The organism is Shewanella sp. BC20 (genome assembly GCF_003129585.1).
Lineage (GTDB): Bacteria > Pseudomonadota > Gammaproteobacteria > Enterobacterales > Shewanellaceae > Shewanella > Shewanella seohaensis.
Genome location: NZ_NHRI01000001.1, coordinates 364,859 through 387,462 on the forward strand (window position 1 = coordinate 364,859; position 22,604 = coordinate 387,462).

Annotated in this window: 20 protein-coding genes and 1 riboswitch; of the genes, 11 read left to right on the forward strand and 9 right to left on the reverse strand. The window is 47.2% G+C overall.

From position 1 onward, the window contains the following. Positions 1-14: 14 nt before the first annotated feature. A riboswitch (cyclic di-GMP riboswitch) is annotated at positions 15-103 on the reverse strand. Positions 104-577: 474 nt separating this feature from the next. Next, entirely contained in the window at positions 578-1,369 is a 792-nt protein-coding gene (locus CBX96_RS01530; protein WP_109285470.1) for an ROK family protein, read from the reverse strand. A 362-nt stretch (positions 1,370-1,731) separates the two neighbouring features. Here CBX96_RS01530 and CBX96_RS01535 point away from each other — a divergent pair, with 362 nt between their 5' ends. Then, positions 1,732-3,549, forward strand: a complete 1,818-nt coding sequence (locus CBX96_RS01535) for an aminopeptidase P family protein (protein WP_109285471.1) — start codon at positions 1,732-1,734, stop codon at positions 3,547-3,549. 147 nt (positions 3,550-3,696) lie between these two features. On the opposite strand, the gene CBX96_RS01540 is transcribed toward CBX96_RS01535, so the two are convergent. Then, positions 3,697-4,785, reverse strand: coding sequence for a porin (locus CBX96_RS01540; RefSeq protein ID WP_109285472.1), 1,089 nt, complete (start codon positions 4,783-4,785; stop codon positions 3,697-3,699). Positions 4,786-5,166: 381 nt separating this feature from the next. After that, the gene (locus CBX96_RS01545; RefSeq protein ID WP_309221590.1) at positions 5,167-7,068 is read right to left on the reverse strand and encodes a methyl-accepting chemotaxis protein; all 1,902 of its coding nucleotides are present in this window, start codon (positions 7,066-7,068) and stop codon (positions 5,167-5,169) included. 831 nt (positions 7,069-7,899) lie between these two features. Between CBX96_RS01545 and CBX96_RS01550 the strand changes: the two genes are divergently transcribed. Together CBX96_RS01550 and CBX96_RS01555 are read left to right on the forward strand one after the other, a co-directional pair. After that, on the forward strand, positions 7,900-9,468 hold the full coding sequence (locus tag CBX96_RS01550) for a methyl-accepting chemotaxis protein (protein ID WP_109285474.1): 1,569 nt from the start codon (positions 7,900-7,902) through the stop codon (positions 9,466-9,468). 309 nt (positions 9,469-9,777) lie between these two features. After that, entirely contained in the window at positions 9,778-11,079 is a 1,302-nt protein-coding gene (locus tag CBX96_RS01555) for a DEAD/DEAH box helicase (protein ID WP_109285475.1), read from the forward strand. Positions 11,080-11,314: 235 nt separating this feature from the next. Here CBX96_RS01555 and CBX96_RS01560 read toward each other — a convergent pair whose 3' ends face one another. Then, a complete protein-coding gene (locus CBX96_RS01560; RefSeq protein ID WP_109285476.1) occupies positions 11,315-12,205 on the reverse strand; it encodes a hypothetical protein in 891 nt (296 codons plus the stop codon). A gap of 359 nt (positions 12,206-12,564) precedes the next feature. Between CBX96_RS01560 and CBX96_RS01565 the strand changes: the two genes are divergently transcribed. The 3 genes from CBX96_RS01565 (at position 12,565) to CBX96_RS01575 (ending at position 14,844) form a co-directional block, all read left to right on the forward strand. Beyond that, positions 12,565-13,212 (forward strand): peroxiredoxin-like family protein, encoded by a 648-nt coding sequence (locus CBX96_RS01565; protein WP_109285477.1) that lies wholly within the window; start codon positions 12,565-12,567, stop codon positions 13,210-13,212. A gap of 128 nt (positions 13,213-13,340) precedes the next feature. Continuing rightward, positions 13,341-13,976 carry a DUF2913 family protein gene (locus CBX96_RS01570; RefSeq protein WP_109285478.1) on the forward strand — a complete coding sequence of 212 codons (636 nt, stop codon included), beginning with the start codon at positions 13,341-13,343 and terminating at the stop codon, positions 13,974-13,976. Between the two features lie 118 nt (positions 13,977-14,094). Continuing rightward, entirely contained in the window at positions 14,095-14,844 is a 750-nt protein-coding gene (locus CBX96_RS01575; protein WP_109285479.1) for an ABC transporter substrate-binding protein, read from the forward strand. A gap of 99 nt (positions 14,845-14,943) precedes the next feature. Here the strand turns inward: CBX96_RS01575 and CBX96_RS01580 are convergent, their stop codons facing one another. From CBX96_RS01580 to CBX96_RS01600, 5 genes are all read right to left on the reverse strand, one after another. Continuing rightward, on the reverse strand, positions 14,944-15,252 hold the full coding sequence (locus CBX96_RS01580; RefSeq protein WP_086903349.1) for a ribbon-helix-helix domain-containing protein: 309 nt from the start codon (positions 15,250-15,252) through the stop codon (positions 14,944-14,946). Positions 15,253-15,379: 127 nt separating this feature from the next. Next, positions 15,380-15,940 carry a DJ-1/PfpI family protein gene (locus CBX96_RS01585; protein ID WP_109285480.1) on the reverse strand — a complete coding sequence of 187 codons (561 nt, stop codon included), beginning with the start codon at positions 15,938-15,940 and terminating at the stop codon, positions 15,380-15,382. 156 nt (positions 15,941-16,096) lie between these two features. Beyond that, positions 16,097-17,875 carry a flotillin family protein gene (locus CBX96_RS01590; RefSeq protein WP_109285481.1) on the reverse strand — a complete coding sequence of 593 codons (1,779 nt, stop codon included), beginning with the start codon at positions 17,873-17,875 and terminating at the stop codon, positions 16,097-16,099. Between the two features lie 33 nt (positions 17,876-17,908). Continuing rightward, positions 17,909-18,544, reverse strand: coding sequence for a YqiJ family protein (locus CBX96_RS01595; RefSeq protein WP_109285482.1), 636 nt, complete (start codon positions 18,542-18,544; stop codon positions 17,909-17,911). 106 nt (positions 18,545-18,650) lie between these two features. Then, complete coding sequence (locus tag CBX96_RS01600) at positions 18,651-19,217, reverse strand: DsrE family protein (protein ID WP_109285483.1); 567 nt, start codon at positions 19,215-19,217, stop codon at positions 18,651-18,653. 81 nt (positions 19,218-19,298) lie between these two features. On the opposite strand from CBX96_RS01600, the gene CBX96_RS01605 reads away from it, so the two are divergent. The 5 genes from CBX96_RS01605 (at position 19,299) to CBX96_RS01625 (ending at position 22,599) form a co-directional block, all read left to right on the forward strand. Further along, positions 19,299-20,792 (forward strand): carboxypeptidase M32, encoded by a 1,494-nt coding sequence (locus tag CBX96_RS01605; RefSeq protein ID WP_109285484.1) that lies wholly within the window; start codon positions 19,299-19,301, stop codon positions 20,790-20,792. Positions 20,793-20,910: 118 nt separating this feature from the next. Further along, the gene (locus CBX96_RS01610; RefSeq protein ID WP_011623571.1) at positions 20,911-21,405 is read left to right on the forward strand and encodes a GNAT family N-acetyltransferase; all 495 of its coding nucleotides are present in this window, start codon (positions 20,911-20,913) and stop codon (positions 21,403-21,405) included. Continuing rightward, a complete protein-coding gene (locus CBX96_RS01615) occupies positions 21,405-21,755 on the forward strand; it encodes a DMT family protein (protein WP_109285485.1) in 351 nt (116 codons plus the stop codon). Before CBX96_RS01610 ends, CBX96_RS01615 begins: the two co-directional genes overlap by 1 nt. 37 nt (positions 21,756-21,792) lie before the next feature. Next, positions 21,793-22,050: a DUF2960 domain-containing protein gene (locus CBX96_RS01620; protein ID WP_011626864.1), complete on the forward strand. Its 258-nt coding sequence runs from the start codon at positions 21,793-21,795 to the stop codon at positions 22,048-22,050. Positions 22,051-22,089: 39 nt separating this feature from the next. Then, entirely contained in the window at positions 22,090-22,599 is a 510-nt protein-coding gene (locus tag CBX96_RS01625) for an RDD family protein (protein WP_109285486.1), read from the forward strand. Positions 22,600-22,604 lie beyond the last annotated feature (5 nt).

Sequence of the window (22,604 nt, forward strand, 5' to 3'; positions counted from 1 at the left end):
ATGAAGAAACAACCTGTGGTATCCCCGCTATCATAGGTACAAACGAACCCTTAGACCGGAGGCTTTGCGTCCCAATCTTTCAATTGGTTTGCCTTTTTCACTAATGACAACGTTGTCATTACGTTAATTAGCATATGCCGCTATAGCGTTAAATTGCAACTAAATATTAACAAACGGGCCGTTGTACCGATTATCAACGCAGTATTGGCTTTAAAGAAAAGTAAAACCATTGAGTGCAAAAAATAAGCAATGAATTGTATTTAAAAGGATTGCTTATGCCATGGAGCCCTATCATCGACTCGTATCGCCAATAAGAAAGACAATAAAAAATAAATCGAAAGTCTTAAGAAAGCGGTTTGCAAGACGCAGTTCAATAACTAGTGCAAACAAAAATGCGGTCATCGAACGAGGTGATATGCAGAGTGCACTGCAAACACACAAATCCGATGGCCGCATGCTGTTGTTCTCGACCCAAACGAAATCAATATCTGGATCAGCGTCAGTAAGCCAAGATTAATAGCCTAAACAAACTTATCACGCCTCAATCTTGGCCTATCCGCACCTCAATCGAAAGCCGTTAGGCGGCCTCCTTCGAGTAATCCCTTGCCAAGATCACCGATAAGCCACGGCAGACTAAGGTCTCCATATCATCGACACGATTAATCTTCATTTCGGCTAATGGAGCCCTGAGAGCCATGCGCCTTAAACTATCCAGACAACCCTTGTAGTACGGCGCGCTGTTCATCATGCCACCCGCTAACCAGATCCGATTAGGATTAAACAGATTGACCGCCCACGCTAGCCCCATCCCCAGATAAGTGCCGGCGAGATATAAATCATCGGCGGTGGAAATCTTACGGCCGCGGATAGAATCGCCACTGGCGAGCTGCTCGAGACTAAACTCCCCCGCCTCCGTCATCACCCGGCAATGCCCAAGCTCCCCCGCGACTCCCGTAGCCCCCGTAAAAGCCTTGCCGCTCAACGCGATCGACATGCCAATTCCAGTGCCACACATGACTAACAACTCACAGGCATATTTTTCGTCACAGGTTGCCTGCATACCGGCGTCGATATCATTGCAGATAAACTTAAGTTCGCCTTGGGTTTTCAAGGTTTCAAAGCTTAGCCCATTGAGACCGGGCAGAGATTTACAGGACACCAAACGATTCTGTTGTACGAGTCCAGGTACAGCGATCGCTAAATGGTAGTGCTGTAAATCATAATCCCGTTCCAGCGCCGCGATTTGATCATTTAAATCTTCAATTTTAAAGCCTTCACCCGTGGGGATTTTATATTGTTCTGTATGCCCCTTGAGTTGAAGTTCGAACAGGGCTTTGCTACCGCCCACGTCTATTGTTAATGTTTGCATCGCCAACTCCACTGATACATGTGCTCCCCTCTGACCCCGAGCGGAGATGGCGAATGTTAGCATAATGGGTAAATATTAGCGATTGAATAAAACTTAAGTAGCTAATTTGTAAGAATTAGTCAGAAGAACTGAGTGATAAAGATAACATTTCAATTTGGAAATTAGTCTAAGATCACAACCCTTGTTATCGCAAAGTGATGCCGAAAAAACAAAATTGTATACAAAATCCTTTATTCCATCCCCTTGCATCTTAGCCGTTGAGCTTGCGATAATCGCCGCCAATTCGCATCCTTTTCGCCAGCATTACGCATTATAATTTTGGCCGCCTACGTCAGCCGCCAATGCCAATATTTGGAGCCCCTATGTCGTTACCATCGTCATCACAATCCGTACAACCGAATAAAATTGCTAACCGTCTTGCCGCCATTCGTAGTGAACTCACCAGTGCCAATTTAGATGCCTTTATCATCCCGCGCGCGGACGAGTACTTAGGCGAATATGTGCCTGAGCATAACGAGCGTTTGTACTGGGCAACGGATTTTACTGGCTCAGCGGGCATGGCCATTGTCTTAAAAGACAAAGCCGCCATCTTTACCGATGGTCGTTATACGGTACAAGTGCGTCTGCAGGTGGATGCAAATCTCTTTAGTTATGAAAGCTTGACCGACACACCGCAAATCGAATGGCTATGCGATACGCTTGCAGCAGGTTCACGTGTAGGCTTCGATGCCCGTTTACACACCTTAGCTTGGTTTGAAAACGCCAAAGCCACGTTAGCAAAAGCCCAAATTGAACTGGTTGCCGTCGAACAGAATCCGATTGATAAGCACTGGCAAAATCGACCTGCACCGTCGAGCGCAGCTATCACGTTATTTAGTAATGAAAGTGCGGGTAAGACCAGCCTGCAAAAACGCACCGAGATTGGCGCACTAGTCAAAAAAGCCGGCGCCGATGTCGCGCTGATCGCCGCTTTAGACTCCTTCTGCTGGCTGCTCAATATGCGTGGTAATGACGTGCCGCGTCTGCCTGTCGTGCTAGGCTGCGCGCTACTTCACGCCAATGGCGATATGCAACTGTTTACCGATTTAAGCAAACTCCCTGAAGGCATTGAGGAACACGTTGGAGCGGGTGTGAGCTTTAAGAGCGAAGCTTCACTTGCCGATACCTTGGCAAGCTTACAGGGCGTGAAACTGCTCGCCGATCCCAATTCTGCCAACGCTTGGGCACAAAATATTGCCCGCGATGCAGGCGCTAAGTTAATCGCAGGTATCGACCCGGTCTCCCTGCCTAAGGCACAGAAAAATGCCGCCGAATTAGCGGGCATGCGCGCCAGCCATATCCGTGATGGTGTGGCCGTGAGTCGTTTCCTCGCTTGGCTCGATGCCGAGGTCGCTGCCCATCGTCTGCACGATGAAGCAACCCTCGCTGACAAGTTGGAAAGTTTCCGCCTCGAAGATCCACAATATCGCGAACCCAGTTTCGATACCATTTCCGCTGCTGGCGCCAATGCGGCCATGTGCCACTACAACCATAACAATGGCACGCCAGCCATGATGACGATGGACAGCATTTACCTTGTGGATTCTGGTGCTCAGTATCTTGACGGCACCACGGATGTCACCCGTACCATCGCCATTGGTAACGTAACCGATGAACAGAAGAAAATGGTCACCTTGGTATTAAAAGGCCATATCGCCTTAGATCAGGCCCGCTATCCGAAAGGCACCACAGGGCAACAACTCGATGCCTTCGCCCGTCAATATCTGTGGCAATATGGCTTTGATTACGACCACGGCACAGGCCATGGCGTTGGTCATTTCCTCAGCGTGCACGAAGGTCCGCAGCGCATCGGTAAAAACCTCAATGCCATCGCCTTAATGCCAGGCATGGTGTTATCCAACGAGCCAGGGTATTACCGCGCCGACAGTTTTGGGATCCGTTTAGAAAACCTAGTGGTAGTGCAACACTGCGAAGCCTTAAAGGGCGCAGAGCGTGAAATGTATGAATTCGATGCCTTAACGCTGATCCCAATGGATGCTCGCCTTATCGATAAGAGCCTGTTAACTCAAGGCGAAATCGACTGGTTTAATGCTTACCATCAGAAAGTGTTTAACACCTTATCGCCATTAATGTCGGGCAGTGAGCTTGAGTGGCTGACAAAGGCAACGAAAGCCATTTAATCAAAGCCCTAAAATAAAGGCGTGCATTCAAATGTACGCCTTATCCCTCGCCTTTACAGTCCATCTTTAGATATATGCCGTTTTCCCAAAGCGCTAACGACACTTTGCTTAATGATTGCTTAGTGATTTTGAATAAACCACTAACCATCAAATCTTCCAATTCAAATCAAAGTCATAGCGAACACCTAAGGCAAAAATAGTGTCATCTTCACGTTCATCGTTGTTCTGTTGCAGGCATTCTAGATGCAAGCGCACATTGCTCGCCGCTTGCCATTCTAAGGTGAGGTTATAGCCGTCATAATCCAGACTCGTACTATCCTCTATTCCATCTTTAAACCAAAAGTAGCCTAGCTTCAGTTTATAGGCATTGCCAAATGGGATAGCTAACGCACTATCAAAGGTACTGCCAGTACGGTTATTACCCATATCAAACTTGTATTCCTTATTTTGATAACCCACAGCGGCATAAATACCATTATTAAACTCATAGGAGATAACCCCGCCTGTGAGCTGCTCCTCTCCCGTTTTCACCTCGCCGGTATAAGTATCCTGCTGCAAGTATGCGATACCAAGGTGAACGCCATACTTATCAAAGCCTGCACCGACATTCACCGCATCTGCACCGCTACCACCAGCATTACCATCAAAAATACCAGATGCCATGATAGTGACAGGTTGGAATTTGACTTCGTATATCAGTGCATTATTAACAAAGAAAGGGCTTTCTTGATTGTAACCGAATGGACTATTAGCGTTATTAAACACATCAATATATTCAGCCACTAACGTATATTGCACTGGGCGCTGACGGCCAAAAGTCAACTGACCATAGGGAGAGGCTATTCCCGCAAAGGCGAGGCGAGCCTCACCGAATCGCCCATTATCGTCGAGACGAATTTTCCATTCGCCGCGGGCAATGGCACGCCAATTAGGCGCGAATTCGGTTTCTGCTTTTACGCCCAAACGCGAAAGCGCATCACCAATGTCCCATTGGTCGTCTGCCTTGTCTTGGTATTCTAAGGTGGGGCGAAGTGAACCATAGAGGGAAAACAGGCTATTACTCAAGGAGGACTGCATTGTAGGACTAGGTTGTTGGGTCGATTTTGCCTGTTGCTCCAATTCCTTAACTCTTTGCTCAAGCTGTTGCAATCGTTCAGCTTCTTCCGTGGTTTGAGCATAAACCTGCATAGTGACAGGAAGCAGACTAACTAATAGTAACTGTACGATTCTACTCATGATGAGTGCCTTCCTATATTCATATTTTCCGTCCCGAAGACGGGATAAAATCATGATTGATAGACTCAAGTAACCCGAAGCTGCGAACCTCAGGGGTTCATGAATGCTTCACTTCAAGGAACATCAATGACCAGCTGAATTTAGGCAAAACGCCAAGTCAAACACTCAGGTGCAGCCCGTCAGGCCGACGGGAAAATCCATAACATGCCAAAGCATTCAATGGCACTGTATTAATGTCCTTATGCTAAATGTCCTTAATATGAAATGATTCCATGTAAAACGGCCATATGTAGAACGGCACTATTCAAAAACAGTGCTTACCAACAGATCACAGCGAGTCGTAGCCGCTCTTAGTTGCAAGCTAAAAGATTGGCAATCACGCTACACTATGAATTTGTTCAGAATCGTATCTTGCTCTTTGATGTACTTAGTTTGCGTATGCATCGCTGTGTTAGCATTGACCGCGACATTCGACACCTGAACGGATAAATCTTTAATTCTAATAGTGTTGTTATTAATCTCCTCAGCAACCAAGCTTTGTTCTTCGGCTGCGGAGGCAATCTGCAGATTCATATCGCTGATCTGCATGATGGCTTCACGAATTTTATCCAACGCCGTATTGGCGCCCTGTGCACGCGTCACGGCATCTTTGGCATTATCTTTACTTTGACTCATCACATCGGTCACCGCACGGGCACCCGCCTGAAGCTGCTCTATCATAGAGCGGATTTGCGTTGTCGACTGCTGAGTCCTTTGAGCGAGTGTTCGAACTTCGTCGGCGACCACCGCAAAACCACGGCCAGAATCCCCCGCCCTTGCCGCTTCAATCGCCGCGTTTAACGCCAATAAGTTCGTTTGGTCAGCAATGTCATTAATCACTTTTAAGATGGTAGCAATATTATCCGTTGCTGCGCCCAATGCGTTGACTTCAGTTACCGCCATGTCGATCCTCGATGATAGGGCATTAATCGCATCGGTGGTTTCACTGACCACTTTTGATCCCACCCCCGTTGCCTCATCCGCCTCTTTAGCCGCAGAGGAAGCACCTTGAGCATTACGGGCAACATCGGATGAGGTCGTTGCCATTTCGTGCATTGCGGTTGCAAGCTGTTCGAGTTCATGTAGTTGTGAGTTCATCGCATCCGTAGATTGCTGTAACTCTAATGAGGTTATTTCGGAGCTTTTATGGATTTCTTGTCCAATAGACTTAGATTCAATAATTAATTGCTGTAAATTATTCGTAAAGGTATTAAACCCAATCGCCAAAGATGAAAACTCAGCGTCAGTTTTAGTATTTAAGCGTTTAGTTAAATCCCCCTCTCCCGAGGCAACATCTTGAATGGCATTATTTAATGTCTGTAATGGCCGCATTAAACTCGTAATTAAGAACAGCAATACTGTGATACTGATAATTAAGGCGACCACAGAATAAAAAATTGAGCTATTGCGTAAGTTCGTCACCGCAGCATAGGCAATAGCCTCATCTAAAATAACACCAACATACCAATCCTCCCCTGATACACGAGAGAATCCAAGGGTATAGTTTTTACCATCGAGAGTGACTTTTTGTGGACGCTCCATCACCTTGATATTGGGCAAAAAATCACTCATTGGTAAACCATTTCGTTTTGCATCGGGATGCGCGATAGTGGTTCCATCACCAGAAATAATAAATACATAGCCCGCATTAAATAGCTCAACTTCATTCACAAGCTTTGCTAAACCAGCAAGGCTAACATCATAAAAAATAGCGCCAATAAACGCGCCCTTATCCTTGACCGGGGTAGCTATGGAGACAAGTATCTCCCCAGATGCAGAATCGGCATAAGGCGCTGTAATAATCAACTTGTCAGATTGTTTTGCGTCCGTATACCAAGGGCGAACTCTAGGGTTCCAACCAGCTCCTGGATCCCAAGTCGGGTCATTATTAATATTGCTACCGTCTTTTTCGTAACCAAAGCCGACAAGTAAAAAGGTGTTTTTAACAACAGGAAGGTTAATGACCGACGATATGTGTTCTGGCTCGAGGTCTTGCTCGATTAAACTCGTGGTATAGGCGGCAATTTTTTTACGGGCTTCAATTTCTGAGGACACAGTATTACGAACGCCGTCGACAATTTCGGTGACGCTCGTTTCAAGCTGCGACTTCATTTCTTTTTGAATGGTAAAATATTGGGTTGTCGTTAATAAGGCGACCGTCAATAACAAAAGTACTGAGGATGCTGCAACAATCTTATGACTGAACTTCATTTTATTTCCTATTGAATACTTAACCCATTTCAACCGAATAACATTTAATCGCAAAAATAAAAATCAAGACGAATAAATAAAACCAAATGAATTTGATGAATATACTATCGTTTAAATAGAATTAAATTATGTATAATTTGGCTCATTATTTGAGTTCATTCTTATTCTCAAAGCCTATTAAATTTATTTAATAGGTATAGTCATCATTTCGTATGAAAGCCAGTTTCGGCCTGTTTTTTTTAGCGAACATATTAGCCCTTAAACTCAGAGGTGAATCGTTAGCAAGAGGGCTGCTCTGTCACCATTCAATGATTATTTTCGGCTCAATATATCAGCCCTAGTTCTGGCTCACCTTTTTCGTGCAATTCAAAGAAACTAAGCGTATGAATTTTTTGGGCTTAAGTTCGTTCTTATGTGAACGACCATTTGCTAGGTAAGTCGAAGGCATATGGATTGGCCATGTCGAGCATCGAGTTCACAATTGCACTTAGTTATGTAGCATCCGTTTTCACCCCTTGTGCTGCTTCCACAAGATAAGAGATTGAAGTGATGACGGCCAATCTTTAGGTAACAGGTCAAGTTTTAAGGTAATCACACAAGTATCGATAGCGGATAAAACACAAAATCAACCATTAAACAGGATAAAAAATCGTTTTCTTTAAGATAAAAACACTAATGTTTGCAAAACCTTATAAAAGCAATAAAACATTACTTTTGTTGAGGACAAAGCGAAAAACCGCTCTCCAATAACCACACAAAAATGATACCATTATCACATAATAAGCCGACTCCAATGAGAGCTGGCACCCGTTTTACCAGTTACATTTACCCCAAAGTCGTATCGGCCCTGAATGGACACACTAAATGAGCCAGAGTAACCCTAGCCGCAGTAACACCAGTCAACTCCACAGTAACGCACAAGAAGTCCGCCTCACACCACAAGACGAATTGATTTCCACAACGGATACCCGTGGGATCATTACCTATGTTAATCAACGTTTTGCCGAAGTATCGGGTTACAGTGCCGAAGAGTTAATCGGCCAACCCCACAACAAAGTGCGCCACCCAGATATGCCCAGCGCCGCCTTCAAAGAAATGTGGGAGAAGCTGAAATCCGGCCAATCCTGGCGAGGCATAGTCAAAAACCGCTGTAAGAATGGCGGTTTCTATTGGGTCGATGCCTTTGTCTCTCCGCTGTTTGAGAATGGGACTATCATCGGCTATCAGTCGGTGCGTATCCAGCCGCAGGCGGCCTATGTCAGTAAAGCCACGGATATATACCGCAGACTAGTGCAAAACAAGCCCATACCTAAGCCGCTGAGTTTGATGCAAAAACGATTTGTGTCAGCCGTGGTGGCCACCACAGGGTTACTGATTGCAGGTTACTTTTGGGGTTGGGGTGTGATTTTCGCAGGGGCGATTTTAATGAGCCTCAATCTGGCCATTTTCTACGATGAAGCCTTCCGCATTCCAGCCAAATTGGTTGAAATGCAAGAGAAATATGACTCAATCAGTCGCTACATCTACTCGGGCGCCGACACTTCATCGATTCTCGATTTCCAATTGATCCTATTGCAAGCCAAGATGAACGGCGTGCTTGGCCGCACCCAAGATCAGGCCCACCACTTACATGCGATTGCCGATCAGCTGGTGGTGACGACAGAACAAACCTATGTCAGCCTTGACCAAGAAAAAAACCAACTAGAGCAACTCGCCAGCGCGATGGAAGAAATGAGCTCAACCATTGCCGAGGTCGCACAAAATACCCAACTGACCTCGACCAGCATCAACACAGCCTACGATCTCTGCCTAAAAAGCAGCGCCAATATGAAGGCCAACACCCAAAAAGTTGAGCAATTAGCCAAATCCGTGGCCGATGCAGCCAATAATGCCCATCAACTCAATAAAGAAGCCGAACGGGTGGCCAGTGCCATGGGCGAGATTGACTCGATTGCCGAGCAGACTAACCTGCTCGCGCTAAACGCCGCCATTGAGGCGGCTCGAGCAGGCGAGCAAGGCCGCGGGTTTGCGGTGGTTGCCGACGAAGTACGCGCGCTGTCGAGCCGTACCCAATTATCGACCAACAGTATTTCCCAGAGCGTCGACAAGATGTTCAGCATGCTAAATGCCTGGGCGAAGGAGATGGAACAAAGTCGTCAACATGCCGAGTTATGCGCTAACGATATCCAAACTTCTGCCGAGAACGTCAATACCATTTACCAAGAGGTGAGTGAGATCCACACCTTTGCCCAGCAAAACGCGGTGGCCGCCGATCAGCAGCGTCAAGTGGTGCATGAAATCACTAACAACATTCACTCCATCACCCAAACCAGCAGCGAAAACCTCGCGGCAACCCATCAAATTGGTGATGCAGCCAATCACCTCAAACAAAACGCCGAAAAGGCACTCGGCCTGCGCCGCGCCTTTGGTTAATTTGACTATCGCACCATTGTCGATGCAGACAATGGTGCGAGACGCTCTCCTCAGCCTTTCCAACGCCTTTATCCATATCAAAACCCGCTAACACTGCGTCATAAAAGCCCAAAAGGTTAAAAAGTACAGGTTTTAACCGAAAATTTTGCTATACTCCGCGCCCGCCATTTTTATGCTCACCGTGCAGTAAAATACTGGATGGGGGGAAATGCGTAACCAAGCGCATGATGATTTGACTCAAGTGTTAAAGTGGTTGCATTCGAGTCAAGGCGTTTGAGTGATTGAATAAGTGAACAACAGGAATCCAAAATGAGATTTGAATCTTTTAGTTTTTGCCCCGAGATTTTACGCGCTATCTCAGATTGCGGTTATCAAAAAATGACACCTATTCAGCAGCAAGCGATCCCCGCCATCCGCCGCGGACAGGATGTGCTCGCCAGCGCACAAACGGGCACAGGTAAAACGGCGGCATTCGCATTACCTATTCTGCAAAAGATGGCAGAAAATCCCAGCGAGACCTTAAAATCGAACGCGCGGGTATTAATCTTAACGCCGACTCGCGAGCTCGCAGCTCAGGTCGCCGACAACGTTGAAGCCTACAGCAACTATTTAAATTTCAGCGTGTTAACCATTTACGGCGGTGTAAAGGTTGAGACTCAGGCGCAAAAACTTAAACGCGGTGCCGATATTATTGTCGCGACGCCAGGGCGTTTGCTCGAGCACCTTACCGCCTGTAATTTAAGTCTCTCTAGCATCGACTTTTTAGTGCTCGATGAAGCCGACCGTATGTTAGACATGGGCTTTAATGCGGATATTCAAAAAATCCTCCAAGCGGTGAATAAGAAACGTCAAAACCTATTGTTCTCGGCTACTTTCTCGAGTGCGGTGAAAAAACTGGCCAACGACATGATGGTCAAGCCTCAAGTCATCAGCGCCGATAAGCAAAACACCACCGCAGATACCGTAAGCCAAGTGGTGTATCCGGTTGAGCAGCGCCGTAAGCGCGAACTCTTATCCGAACTGATTGGTAAGAAAAACTGGCAACAAGTGTTGGTCTTTACCGCGACGCGCGATGCGGCCGACACCTTAGTGAAAGAATTAAATTTAGACGGCATTCCCTCTGAAGTCGTCCACGGTGAAAAGGCGCAAGGTAGCCGTCGCCGCGCACTGCGTGAGTTTATGTCTGGTAAGGTACGCGTCTTAGTCGCGACCGAAGTCGCCGCCCGTGGCTTAGACATTCCAAGCCTTGAGTATGTGGTCAACTTCGACTTACCCTTCCTCGCCGAAGACTATGTGCACCGTATTGGCCGTACCGGCCGCGCGGGTAAATCTGGGGTTGCAATTTCATTTGTGAGCCGTGAAGAAGAGCGTACCTTAGCGGATATTGAAAAGCTTATCGGCCAAAAAATTCGTCGTATTACCGTTCCTGGATACGAAGTTGGTAGCCGTGACTTGCTGTTAAAGCAGCTACAAACCCGTCGCAGTTTTGCCAAGAAACAACAGCGACTCGACAACGTGAGCGAGCAGATCATCGCCGAAAAAAGCATGCAGGGCCGCCGCGTGAAAATGAAAGTTGGCCAAGCCCCAAGCAAGGCAAAAAAGCTGAAATAAACAACTGACATAGGCAACTAAACCTCACCAAGGTGTCTAGTCATAAAAAGCAAAAAAGCGTCCCAAGGGACGCTTTTTTATTGAGTCGAATTAATGTTCTACAAGCCATAGGCTATATGAGTGACTCGCTCTAAAGATGGCTTATCTCAGTCCGAACTCTGTGACAAACTCAATCAGCAAGTTCTCTACAGCCTCATTGACTCAATACTTAACCCACGTAACTGAGGCCAATCACTTATTCTAAAAAACCACCAAATAACTGTTTAAGTCTTTGCTCATCAATGGGAGTTTCGCCGCGCCAGCCCGCAAGCGGTAAGATGATGTCGGAGCGAATACTGCCCGGATATTTGATATTGCAGATCGCTTCAAATGGCGTAAATGCCTCATAAAGCGGCGCAACATAGGGATTTGGCATGATGCCAAGCTCCGCTAACACCATCAGTTGGCCACGGAAACTGTACTGATTAAAATTGGGGATAATCTTGGCTTTCTTCACCCTTTGCTCGAGTTTTCCGGGTGTTTCATCTAAAGGAGCCTGACGGATAGCTTCAATTAACGCACTGAAGATGGCCACATCCTCTGTACTGGGTTTACAAGGCGATAGCGTACAAAATTCTTGTAATTCTATGAGGTTGTGCGCCCAGCGCTCGTTCCACACACTGCCAGCGTAACAGGAAAAGATTTTTTGCCCCTGCTCAATCCAGTTAACGCGCTTGATGGAACACACAGGACAAATGTCACTATCGGTTGCCATCGAATGTTCCGGTAGCGCCTTAGCAAACAAATAACTGAGAATGGGTTGACGACCGCGAGGGAGGCTTGAAAAACCACATAAATAGGCCGCCAGTACATTTTCGAGGGAAAGATTCGGCTGCTTTAGTATCGCTTTATAGCCGAGCACCACATCATCATGGCTCAGGTTAACCCTGTCGTTTACCGGATAGCCACTCTGTTCAATCAATGCGATTTCGGCATCAGATAGGCCTTGATAGGAGTAGATATAGGTTCCCGTATCGACATCAAACACATCGCCATTATCGATTCTTTGTTGGTAACCATGCTCGTCTTTGCGATACGACTTTTTAACATAGACTTTCTTTAATGCGTTAAATAATCCCTTATCCATTTACGGCTTTCCTATTGAATAAATTACCAAATATCACTTCAGCCTTTCAAGGCTGTGGCAATACTATCACTTTCGCGTTTGGCGCCCCACCTTCACTCAGTTAATTAGCAGACTCGATTAGCTCACTCTATTGCCCACGTTATCGGCTCACACCATTGACTCATATGAGACTAAAACGAGCTCTTGGGTGATTAAGCATCATTGCTTTAAAAACTCCACGAAATCTGGATACACACTGCAATAAATTGCTGCATTCGCCTTTCTTATAACAGTCTTCCCCATTCACGCCCCAACAAGCGTACAAACCAGAGCCAATCGCTTGAGTTGATAGAATAACCCATAACAAAGAGAGATTACTTATGCCGTCCCTACTACAGCGCTTTTTACTGACCACCAGCCTACTGCTTGGCAGTTTTAGCACGCTAGCTCAACCTATCGCTAAGGATGAATATTCGGTTAGCCCACTGCTCAATGGCGAACAAATTCCCGCAATTACCTTACAAGATATGAATGGCCAACGCGTTGATTTAGCAAAATTAACCGCACAAAAACCAACCATTTTCTTCTTTTACCGTGGCGGCTGGTGCCCGTTTTGCAACAACCAAATGGGACAGCTAAAAGCCATCGAACCTAAACTTATCGACATGGGCTTTCAACTGGTGGGGATTTCCCCTGATACGCCCGCACAGTTAAAGGCATCGGCCGCTAAAAACGAGCTTAAATACCAGCTACTTTCCGATGAAAAAATGCAGGCATCGCAAGCCTTTGGTCTTGCCTTTTACACCAGCAAACAAGTCACTGATACTTATCTGAGTCGCTTAAAACTGGAAAACCCACTGTGGACAACGCTCGAAGGCGATAAACGTTTAGTTCTGCCTGTTCCGGCAATTTATATCGCTGACACTCAAGGATTAATCCATTTCCAATATGTGAATCCCAACTATAAGGTGAGACCCGCACCTAAGTTGATTCTGACCGCCGCCAGCCTCGTCGGAGCACCAGAATAATCCATCCCTCATCAAAGCAGCCGCTAAGAATCGTTATCGATTTAGCGGCTGCTTTGCTAAACTAGCTTGGCCGCAATCGATACGACACGTTCCATTAGATCAATCCTTTAGCCCGCGGCGGAGCCACAATGAATTCTCAAACCTATAACCAAGCCGTACTCGAACTCGCCCGCGCGGGTCTAGCCGATTTAACCGCCTCAGCCCAAGCTAAAAAAGCCCAACGAACTGCCGCGCAGGAGAGTCATTTTCTGTGTAACTGGATGGTTGAAGCGCTCAAGGAAAAGCGTTTCTCGAAACTGGTGGCCGACGATCTCACGGCATGGATCCGTATGGCGCGCAGCCAAGGTGCAGGCGCCGAACTTAAGCGGTTATTGGAAAGAATTGTTCATCAATATCAGAGCGTTGAAAACTCGCACGTGGAGTTAGGTACAGCATTAAACGCTATGATTGCCGAGTTAACACAGCTCGAATGGCTAGTGTTTACTGACACCGAAATTAACACCAAACTCAAGCTGGACGCCGATGGCCAATCAAGCTTAGTAATTGATGTAAAAGAGTTTACTCAACACATCCAAGATAATCAGCTCATCAAGCCGATCAACTTGTATGTTCGCGCCGATGAGCAGCTGTTGACTCAAATCGCCCTCTCCCATGGTTTGCTGATAAGCCAAGGCAATAAAAAGACCAGCCTGATCAAGCACCATAAAACCTACCAAATTTACCCGCACAATCAGCTGCCCGCCTTGTGCCTACTCTTGGCTTAAGCCCAAAAAGCTGCTTGAATAGGGAAACTGCGCTACGGATAACAAATTTTTCACAATGGCTAGGTAAGATGTAGCGCAGTCACCGCGAAGCTCGTTCAACCAAGGAGTGAAGGACAAGATGGGTAAAGGAAGTATTCTCTATCGTTGGCGAGCGCACGCCGTGTTATTACTTCTATTATTTACGACTCCCTCCTTTGCCCAATTACTCAAATACAACATCACTGGCTCCTATTCTTGGTATCCCTATTTTATTGCTAACCAACCCGAAGCCCCTGGCATGGTGTCTGAGTTAATCCCACTGATTTTATCCTTAGCCAATATCGAGGGCGAAAACCTGTCCTTGCCACCGAAACGGACGAACAACGCCCTTGAAACCGGCCAGTTAGACTTTGATGTGGTCAGCCCAAGTTGGTTTGCGGATCAAGACTTTGGCCCCTCGTTCGTTAAATCCGATCCCATTATGCCCATCACAGAATACGTAGTGACCAGACCCGAGAATGTCGAATCCTTTAAGGAAGTCGCTGAAATTAAAGGCAAACAAATCGGTACCGTCAGGGGATATTTGTACCACGACGACAAAGAGTTTATCCGTGTCGATTTTACCTCGGAGCAAGAGCTGATTAAGGCATTGGATAAACACCGCATCACGGCCATTATCGCAGGTAACTATCCCGCCTTATATTGGTCGAACAAGCTTAAGATCCCCGTTGGATTGGCCACGGTGCATTCCGATGGCGTATTGGTGTTAAGGCTACGTAAGGAGCATGCCGATCTACTGCCAGCACTCAATCACGCGATAGCACAGCTAAAAGCCGATGGAAAAGTGGAACAGATTATCCAGAAATACACCCAAGCCTTTGCCAGCTAAACCGATATAAGCGCATGTTTCCAAGTGCTCACCAGAAAATGGCTCTGCAATAACGCGGCAAGCTTTGTCTTTTTCAAATAGAAAAGATGAAATGGATAGTTAAGAGGATGCCGCGTTTAGCGCAACCTTAGGTTTTAACACCAAACGCTGCCCCTGATTCAGATGGGTGGTGCAAGCAACCCGCAGCAAAGAGGCAAAGTTAGCCACTTCGCCCTGCCGAGTTAACACTTCACGGTAAATACGGGTTAAAAACACCGCCACACTCAGCTCGGCATCTTCGGCAATCTCTTCAATAATCTGCCAAAAAATCGCCTCAAGCCGCACGCTCGTCACGACGCCATCGATTCGAATGGAGCGGGTTTTGAGTTCAAACAGTTCGGGTTCGGCACCGGAATAGATTTCACACACAATATTACTCCCCAAGCAGCTATTGCGCTTAGCTCCAGCCATTGCGTCATGCTTAAGTCCCAAGTGAATACTTAACTTAAGCCTCTACCCGAACTGTTATGCCATAAATAACGCTAGATGAATATCGTTAATTCAGTAACTTGTTAAACTGCGCCAACCATGCAGGATGCGCAGGCCATGCGGGCGCTGTGACTAACTTGCCATCGGTGATTGCCGCAGTCACCTCAATATCACAGTACTCGGCGCCCGCTTGTTTCACTTCGGGCGCACAAGCCGGATAGGCAGACACTTTCTTACCGCGTACCACATCGGCCGCCGTCAGTAGCTGCGCGCCATGGCAAATGGCGGCAATGGGTTTATCTTGGGCGGCAAATTCCGCCACCAAGGCAATCACCGCAGGGTTCAGGCGTAAATACTCAGGTGCACGACCACCGGGAAGTAGCAACGCATCAAAATCACTGGCGTTGGTACCAGTGAAGTTGCCATTTAGGGCAAATAAGTGCCCTGGTTTTTCGGTATAGGTTTGGTCGCCTTCAAAGTCATGAATTGCCGTTTTAATGGTTTGTCCCGCCACTTTATCAGGGCAGACAACCGTTACGCTGTGACCCACCATTTGCAGGGCTTGGAACGGTACCATTAGCTCATAATCTTCAACAAAATCACCGGCGATGATCAAAATATTGGCCATGAGAAACTCCTTTTATTCGATAAGGGAAAACGCAACATCGGATTTCACTCTACTCCGACCATTAAATTTAGGGTAATAGTGGAATACTACAAATTGGCTCAGCGGTTTCAGGCATAAAAAAAGCGCCCGCAGGCGCTTTAATCTAAACCATTAATATCAATTACTTATCTTTGGCTCTATCACTGTATGTTGCTGGCTATAACCATTTAATCCGCTATTGGTCGACTTCACGACATTTAAGGCTTCGGTGGTTAAGGCATTATTACCATTGAGTAGGTCATTTAAGGTGCCAGACTCAGATTGCACTAAGCCTAACTCTCGCAGCATGGCATCCACCACTGGCGCATTGGCGCGGTAGTTTAACGCGGCGCTGGTGACTTGCTCGGCGATACCGCCTTGATGTGCGACTGCGCCATCGGCTCCCGATGCCAGTTGATTACCAACGCCATAACCTTGAAGAATTTTAATACCTTCGATGTTTTCCAGCGGTTTAACCGCCTGCGCGACAATCTCAGGCAGTGCTTTTAAGATAGCGAGGGATTTTTGCAGCGCAATCTGCTCATCACGCAGCACGTTTTCGGCTTCGTATAGGGCTTGTTTACCCGCAGCTTCAACGGCATAGACCTTCTCGTCGGCCTCGGCTTGCAGTTTTTTGGCATCGGCACTGGCACGGGCTTCAATCAGAATTGCGCTCGATCTGTCTTCGGCGGCACGTTTTTCCGCTTCGGCTTGTACTGTCACGCCTACCGCATCGCGCTCCGCTTCTTTGCGAGCGTCGATCACTTCAATCTCTTTACGACGATTCGCCTCAGCCACTTGACGCACCGTAATAACCGCTTCTTCTTTCTCTACCTTGGTTTTTTCCGCTTCGGCGGCGCGGGCACGGGCGGCAGACTCTTCTTCCGACTTCGCGGCTACCGCGATGTGTTTTTCCTGCTCGGCAACTTCGATATCACGTTGCTGTTGAATACGGGCCTGTTCGATAGATTTGCGCTTTTCAATCTCGCGGGTTTCGATATCTTTAGTTTTTTCGATTTCCGCAGTTTCGATTGCGCGCTCTTTAGCAATTTCAGCCTCGCGTTCTTCACGGGACTTGTTTTCTTTTTGCTTAATAATTTCCGCTTTTTGCTCGGCACGTTTAAATTCAAGCGACTGCTGCTGAATAAGACGCGCTTCTTCTTCCGACTTTTCAATCTCCAGCGATTCTTTTTCCGCCTCTAGGTTACGCTGCTCGATCTTGATGCGGTTTTCCTGCTGGATATCGTTGGTCTCTTTACGTTTTTCTTCAATAATCTTAGCTAAACGTGCACGACCTTCGGCGTCGAATGCGTTATTTTCATTGAAGAATTGCAGATCAGTCTGGTCAAAACCCGTCAACGAAACGGATTCGAGTTCTAACCCGTTTTTTTCGAGATCGTTGGCAACGTTATTCTGTACCCGCTGCACAAAATCGGCGCGCTGCTCGTGCATTTCAGTCATTGTCATTTCCGCCGCGACCGCACGTAACACGTCAACAAACTTAGATTCCATCAGCTTTTTCAGCTCTTCCACGCGCGTGGTACGGGTACCTAAGGTTTGTGCCGCCATTGAAATGCCTTCGGCATTGGGCGCCACACGCAGATAGAAGTCGGCCTTCACATCGACACGCATTCTATCCTTAGTGATCAGCGCATCTTTTTGGGTTTTTTCCACTTCGATACGCAGGGTATTCATATTTACGGCTATGGTTTCATGCAGCACGGGTAAGACGATTGCGCCGCCGTCCTTAATAATTTTTTCACCACCAAAACCCGTACGTACAAAGGCCATTTCCTTCGTCGCACGTTTATATAATTTGGCAAAAATCAGACCAATCACAATCAGGCCAACCAATACCATTCCGGCAACTAACAACACGAAGTTGCTCGAACTGGTTACATCGTTTAACACATCCATTTGCTTTCCTTTTTCGTTAATGGCTTTGGAAAATTAATTATCAAAGCGAGTCGCAGACCAGACTCTTCCTTCTCGTTTTAGCAGCACCACTTGCGTGCCACTGGCAAACTCGATACCCGAGGTTTCGGGTTCGACTAATACATAATGTTTTTGTTGATGTTTATCCCGCACCACGGCTTCCGAAGGCATGCCCTTCATGGCGCAGCCTAAGGTGATAGTACCGACATAACCACTTAAATCATCAAGGGATATGGCGGTGGACTCATTCTTAGGGAGTAAATCGGCCAACACTCGCCCGAGATATCGACAGGCAAACGCACTGCCAACCACAGCAATAGGTAAGGTGAAGAGTTGCGGTAACAAGACGCCCGTGAATAGCAGGCTCAGGTAATTTGCAATATAACCGACTATCGCAAAGCTGGTCAGTGCCAGCACAAACCAGATAAGTAAGGGTAATCGATTCAGACACAGCCAGCCCGCAATCCCCGTCAGGCCAGAACCACCAATATCGGCATCATAATCCACATCGGCGGGCACCCATTGGTCGAGCGCACTCATCATGCTTAACCCTATCACTAGGGCTAAGGCTTCAAACACACCAAGGACAAGCACGCAGGCGAAGGCAATAGTGTAAGGTAGGTTAGGCTGTTCAACTAAAAACGCCCACATAGTCATCTCCTTGAACGATACAGCATTCCATTTACTTCACTGTAATTATCAACTTACGAGTGACAGAATAGCAAGGCGAGCCTAGTTTCCAAACAAAAAATTTGCCCTAAAACGGATTTTGACTAAATCCTTGCTGCGCCAGAATCGCATGGGCCGTCATTGCAGACAGGGCCATATCGACGCCCGGTAACAAAGAGGCGTTGTGTAAGTCAAAATAAGCGGCGCTCTGACCACAGATATAAAACTTCACCCCATGGGCCACTAAGGTTTTCACTAAGGCTTTATTGGGGTTTTGCGCCCCGTTGTGCTGCTTGGCATAAAAGCTATCATCGGCTAAATCGCCAACGGCACTGCCATGCACCACCATCGCTAGCTCAATATCGCTTTCTTTCACGCCAGCCGCCACGTGCATATTAATAAAACGGGCAAGGCTGTCGAGCTGACGATTCACTTGGCCGACATCGGCCGCCTTGCTCATATCGAATGCTACCTTAAACGTCATCCCAGCTGGGATAGCAAGAGTGCTTTCGACCTTAGCCACTTGGCCAAATTCGGGGATAGCCGTTCCCGGCGCAAAGCTCTCGGCTCCAGCATGGGCGGCGCTAGATAAACCGACCAACAGCGCCATGGTCATGGCTTTAAGGGTTTTAGTGTGATGTGATTTTGGCTGCATGATATTATCATCCTGTTATTGTTATTTTTTCGTGCTAATAGATAACGACAGCACCTTAAGATTGAGTCTATGGATACCGCTATGAACACCAAAGAACCTACGCCAAGTTACGATAAACTCACGGCCCATTTCCAGAAAATTTCACATTTTGAACATTTTAGTGCGCTTGGTGATTGGGATCAGGCCGCCATGATGCCCCTCGGTGGCGGCAGCGAGCGTGGCGATGCGATGGCAGAGCTGGCGTTACATATCCACAGCCTTAAAACGGCGCCAGAGCTTGGCGATAACCTCGCAGAAGCCTCGCAAGAGGCGCTGAGCCCAGAACAACAGGCCAATCTGAGGGAAATGCAATATCAGTATCAACAGGCGACCTTAGTGCCGGGTGAGCTAGTACAGGCCAAAACGAAAATGGCCTACCAGTGTGAGAATGCCTGGCGCGAGCAACGCAAAAACAATGATTGGCAAGGTTTTAAACCGAATCTAAAAGCGGTGATTTCCCTCGCGAGGGAAGAAGCCTTAATTCGCGCGCAGGCGCTTAACAGCTCTCCCTATGATGCCCTGCTCGATAAATTTGAGCCCGGCATGACCACGGCAAAGCTTGAGCAGACCTTTGGCGACTTAAAAACGTGGTTACCCAGTCTTATCCAAGATGTGCTGGCAAAACAAGCCAGTGAACCCAAGCTTAACCTTAACGGCCCCTTCGAAATCAAGGCACAGCAAGACCTAGGCCAAGCGGTGATGGCCTATTTAGGGTTTGATTTTAACCATGGCAGGCTCGATATCAGCAGCCACCCATTTTGTGGTGGAGTGCCAAGCGATGTACGCATCACGACACGTTATAATGAAGCCGATTTTAGCAGCGCTATCATGGGCATAGTGCATGAAACTGGCCACGCCCGTTATGAACAGGGCTTACCGAAACAATGGCGCGGCCAGCCCGCCGGATTGGCTCGTTCCATGGGCGTCCATGAGAGTCAAAGCTTATTTTGTGAAATGCAGCTCGGTGCCAATCCCGCGTTTTTACGCCAATTACAACCACTGATTAAACAGTATTTGGGCTGCGAGTTTAGCGCCCAAGACTTGGCAAGACACTATACCCGCGTCAATCCCGGGCTTATCCGTGTCGATGCCGATGAAGTCACTTACCCTTGCCACATTCTATTGCGCTTTGAAGCCGAAAAAGCCTTTGTCGACGGTAGCCTGAGTGTGGATGATCTCCCCGATTTTTGGTCAAGCCAGATGCAACAACTGCTCGGGATCAATACCGATGGAAACTATCGCGATGGTTGTATGCAGGATATCCATTGGGCTGTAGGTGAATTGGGATATTTCCCAAGTTATACCTTAGGCGCCATGTATGCCGCCCAATGCCGTTTTGCGCTGGAGCGAAGCTTAGGTCCGATTGAAAACCTTATCGATAACGGGCAGTTATCCCAAGTATTTGACTGGCTTGGTCAACATATTTGGTCCAAAGGCTCATTACTGACAACGGATGAACTCATCATTCAAGCCACAGGAGAGCCGCTCAATAGCCAATATCTAGCCAAACATTTGAAGCAACGTTATTTGGGGTAAACGCCGTAAGCAGCATAGATAATCGCAGCACTGGCGAGTTTCAAAGCTTTTGCTGCGATTTGGGTATATAATCCCCAACTTATTTATTCACACTGTTTTGGACGGAAAAAGGTCGACCATGTTACTGCGTGCAATCACCCCAGAGGATTGGGATGCTATTTTACAGATCCAGGAAGAATGTTACTCCCAACTGGATCCTGAACCCCTGCATGTATTGCAAAGCAAGTGGCACGTTTCACCTCAATCCTGTTTTGTGTTTGAGGTGAATGAGGCGGTAGTGGGCTATTGCCTCGCCCACCCTTGGACCACCAATATGCCTCCCGCACTGTATGAACCCATCACTCAGTTACCTAAGGCTGATACCTTGTATCTGCACGATATTGCCATCTCGGTAAAGGCCCAAGGTTTAGGCGCAGGCTCCAAAGCCCTAATGCGCTTAAAGCAACTCGCGGATCGCTTTAACTTAAGCTCCCTCTCTCTGGTCGCGGTACAAGGTGCCGATAGCTACTGGCGTAAAATGGGCTTTAAACCTAAAGCCATTGAGAAATGCCTTGGCAGCTATACCGACGATGCAATGTATATGATTTATAAGCTTAATCATCGAGAAGAATGATGAACCCCACCCTAACGACTATTGGTTTACTCTGTCTTAGCAATATTTTTATGACCTTTGCATGGTATGGGCATTTAAAATCCTTAGGCTCAAAGCCTTGGATTATTGCCGCCTTAGTCAGTTGGGGCATCGCCTTATTTGAATACCTACTGCAAGTGCCCGCTAACCGCATCGGCTACACAGTGATGAATGTCGGCCAATTAAAAATCCTACAAGAAATCATCACCTTAAGCTTGTTTGTGCCCTTCGCCTATTTTTACATGAAGGAACCGCTCAAACTCGACTATCTCTGGGCGGGCCTGTGTATTCTCGGGGCGGTGTATTTTATTTTTAGAAGCGAATTTAACTAATTCCAGACTTATTTCAGGACTTTTTCAGGAGAGAACCATGGCGCGTCAAGTGACTTACACCTTCAAAGGTGAGACGAAAACCATCGCCTTTAGTTATGATAAACACCGCGATTTATACGAAGCCGTGGCCGAAGCCGAAGGCATAGACTTAACCAAGTTTCTTGCGATGGAACAACAAATTGCCATGACCTCACGCAAAGGAGCCAAGGCCGAAAAAGACTATCGCAAGGTCGAATTTGCGCGCTTTGGGTTTAGCAATATCCACTTTGTACGCGATGAAGAACCCGAGGCTTAAGCCTTATCGTCATTTATCCATTTAGAATTAGGATTGCAGATGTTAAATGCTGAACATGCTAACTTCCCCCGTGCAGGATTCTTCCGCCGCTTAGGGGCAATAATCTATGACCTGCTGCTCGCAGTAGCCGTGTATATGTTTGCTGGCGCCATCGGCTTTGGTATTTTCTTCGGACTCACAGCCTCCGGCCTGATTAGCATGAATGGCTTTGAACATGTGTCCGACGCCCTCAATGGCACACCGATTTACCATGGGATTTATCAACTCTGGTTAGTGCTCTGCGTTGGTACTTTTTATGCGCTCTTTTGGAGTAAGGGCGGTCAAACCCTCGGAATGCGCGCTTGGCGCCTTAAGATCCAGCATCCTAATGGCCAAAACCTAAGCCTTATCACCGCCTATGCTCGCATCGTCTGGTCATTACTCGGCATTGGTAATCTGTGGGTGCTGATCAACGACGATAAACTCGCACTACAGGATATGATGACTCGCTCAGAAGTGGTTGTGTTATCCAAGGAAGCCAACCAAATGCGCAATTGGCATGGTGCATAAAGAGT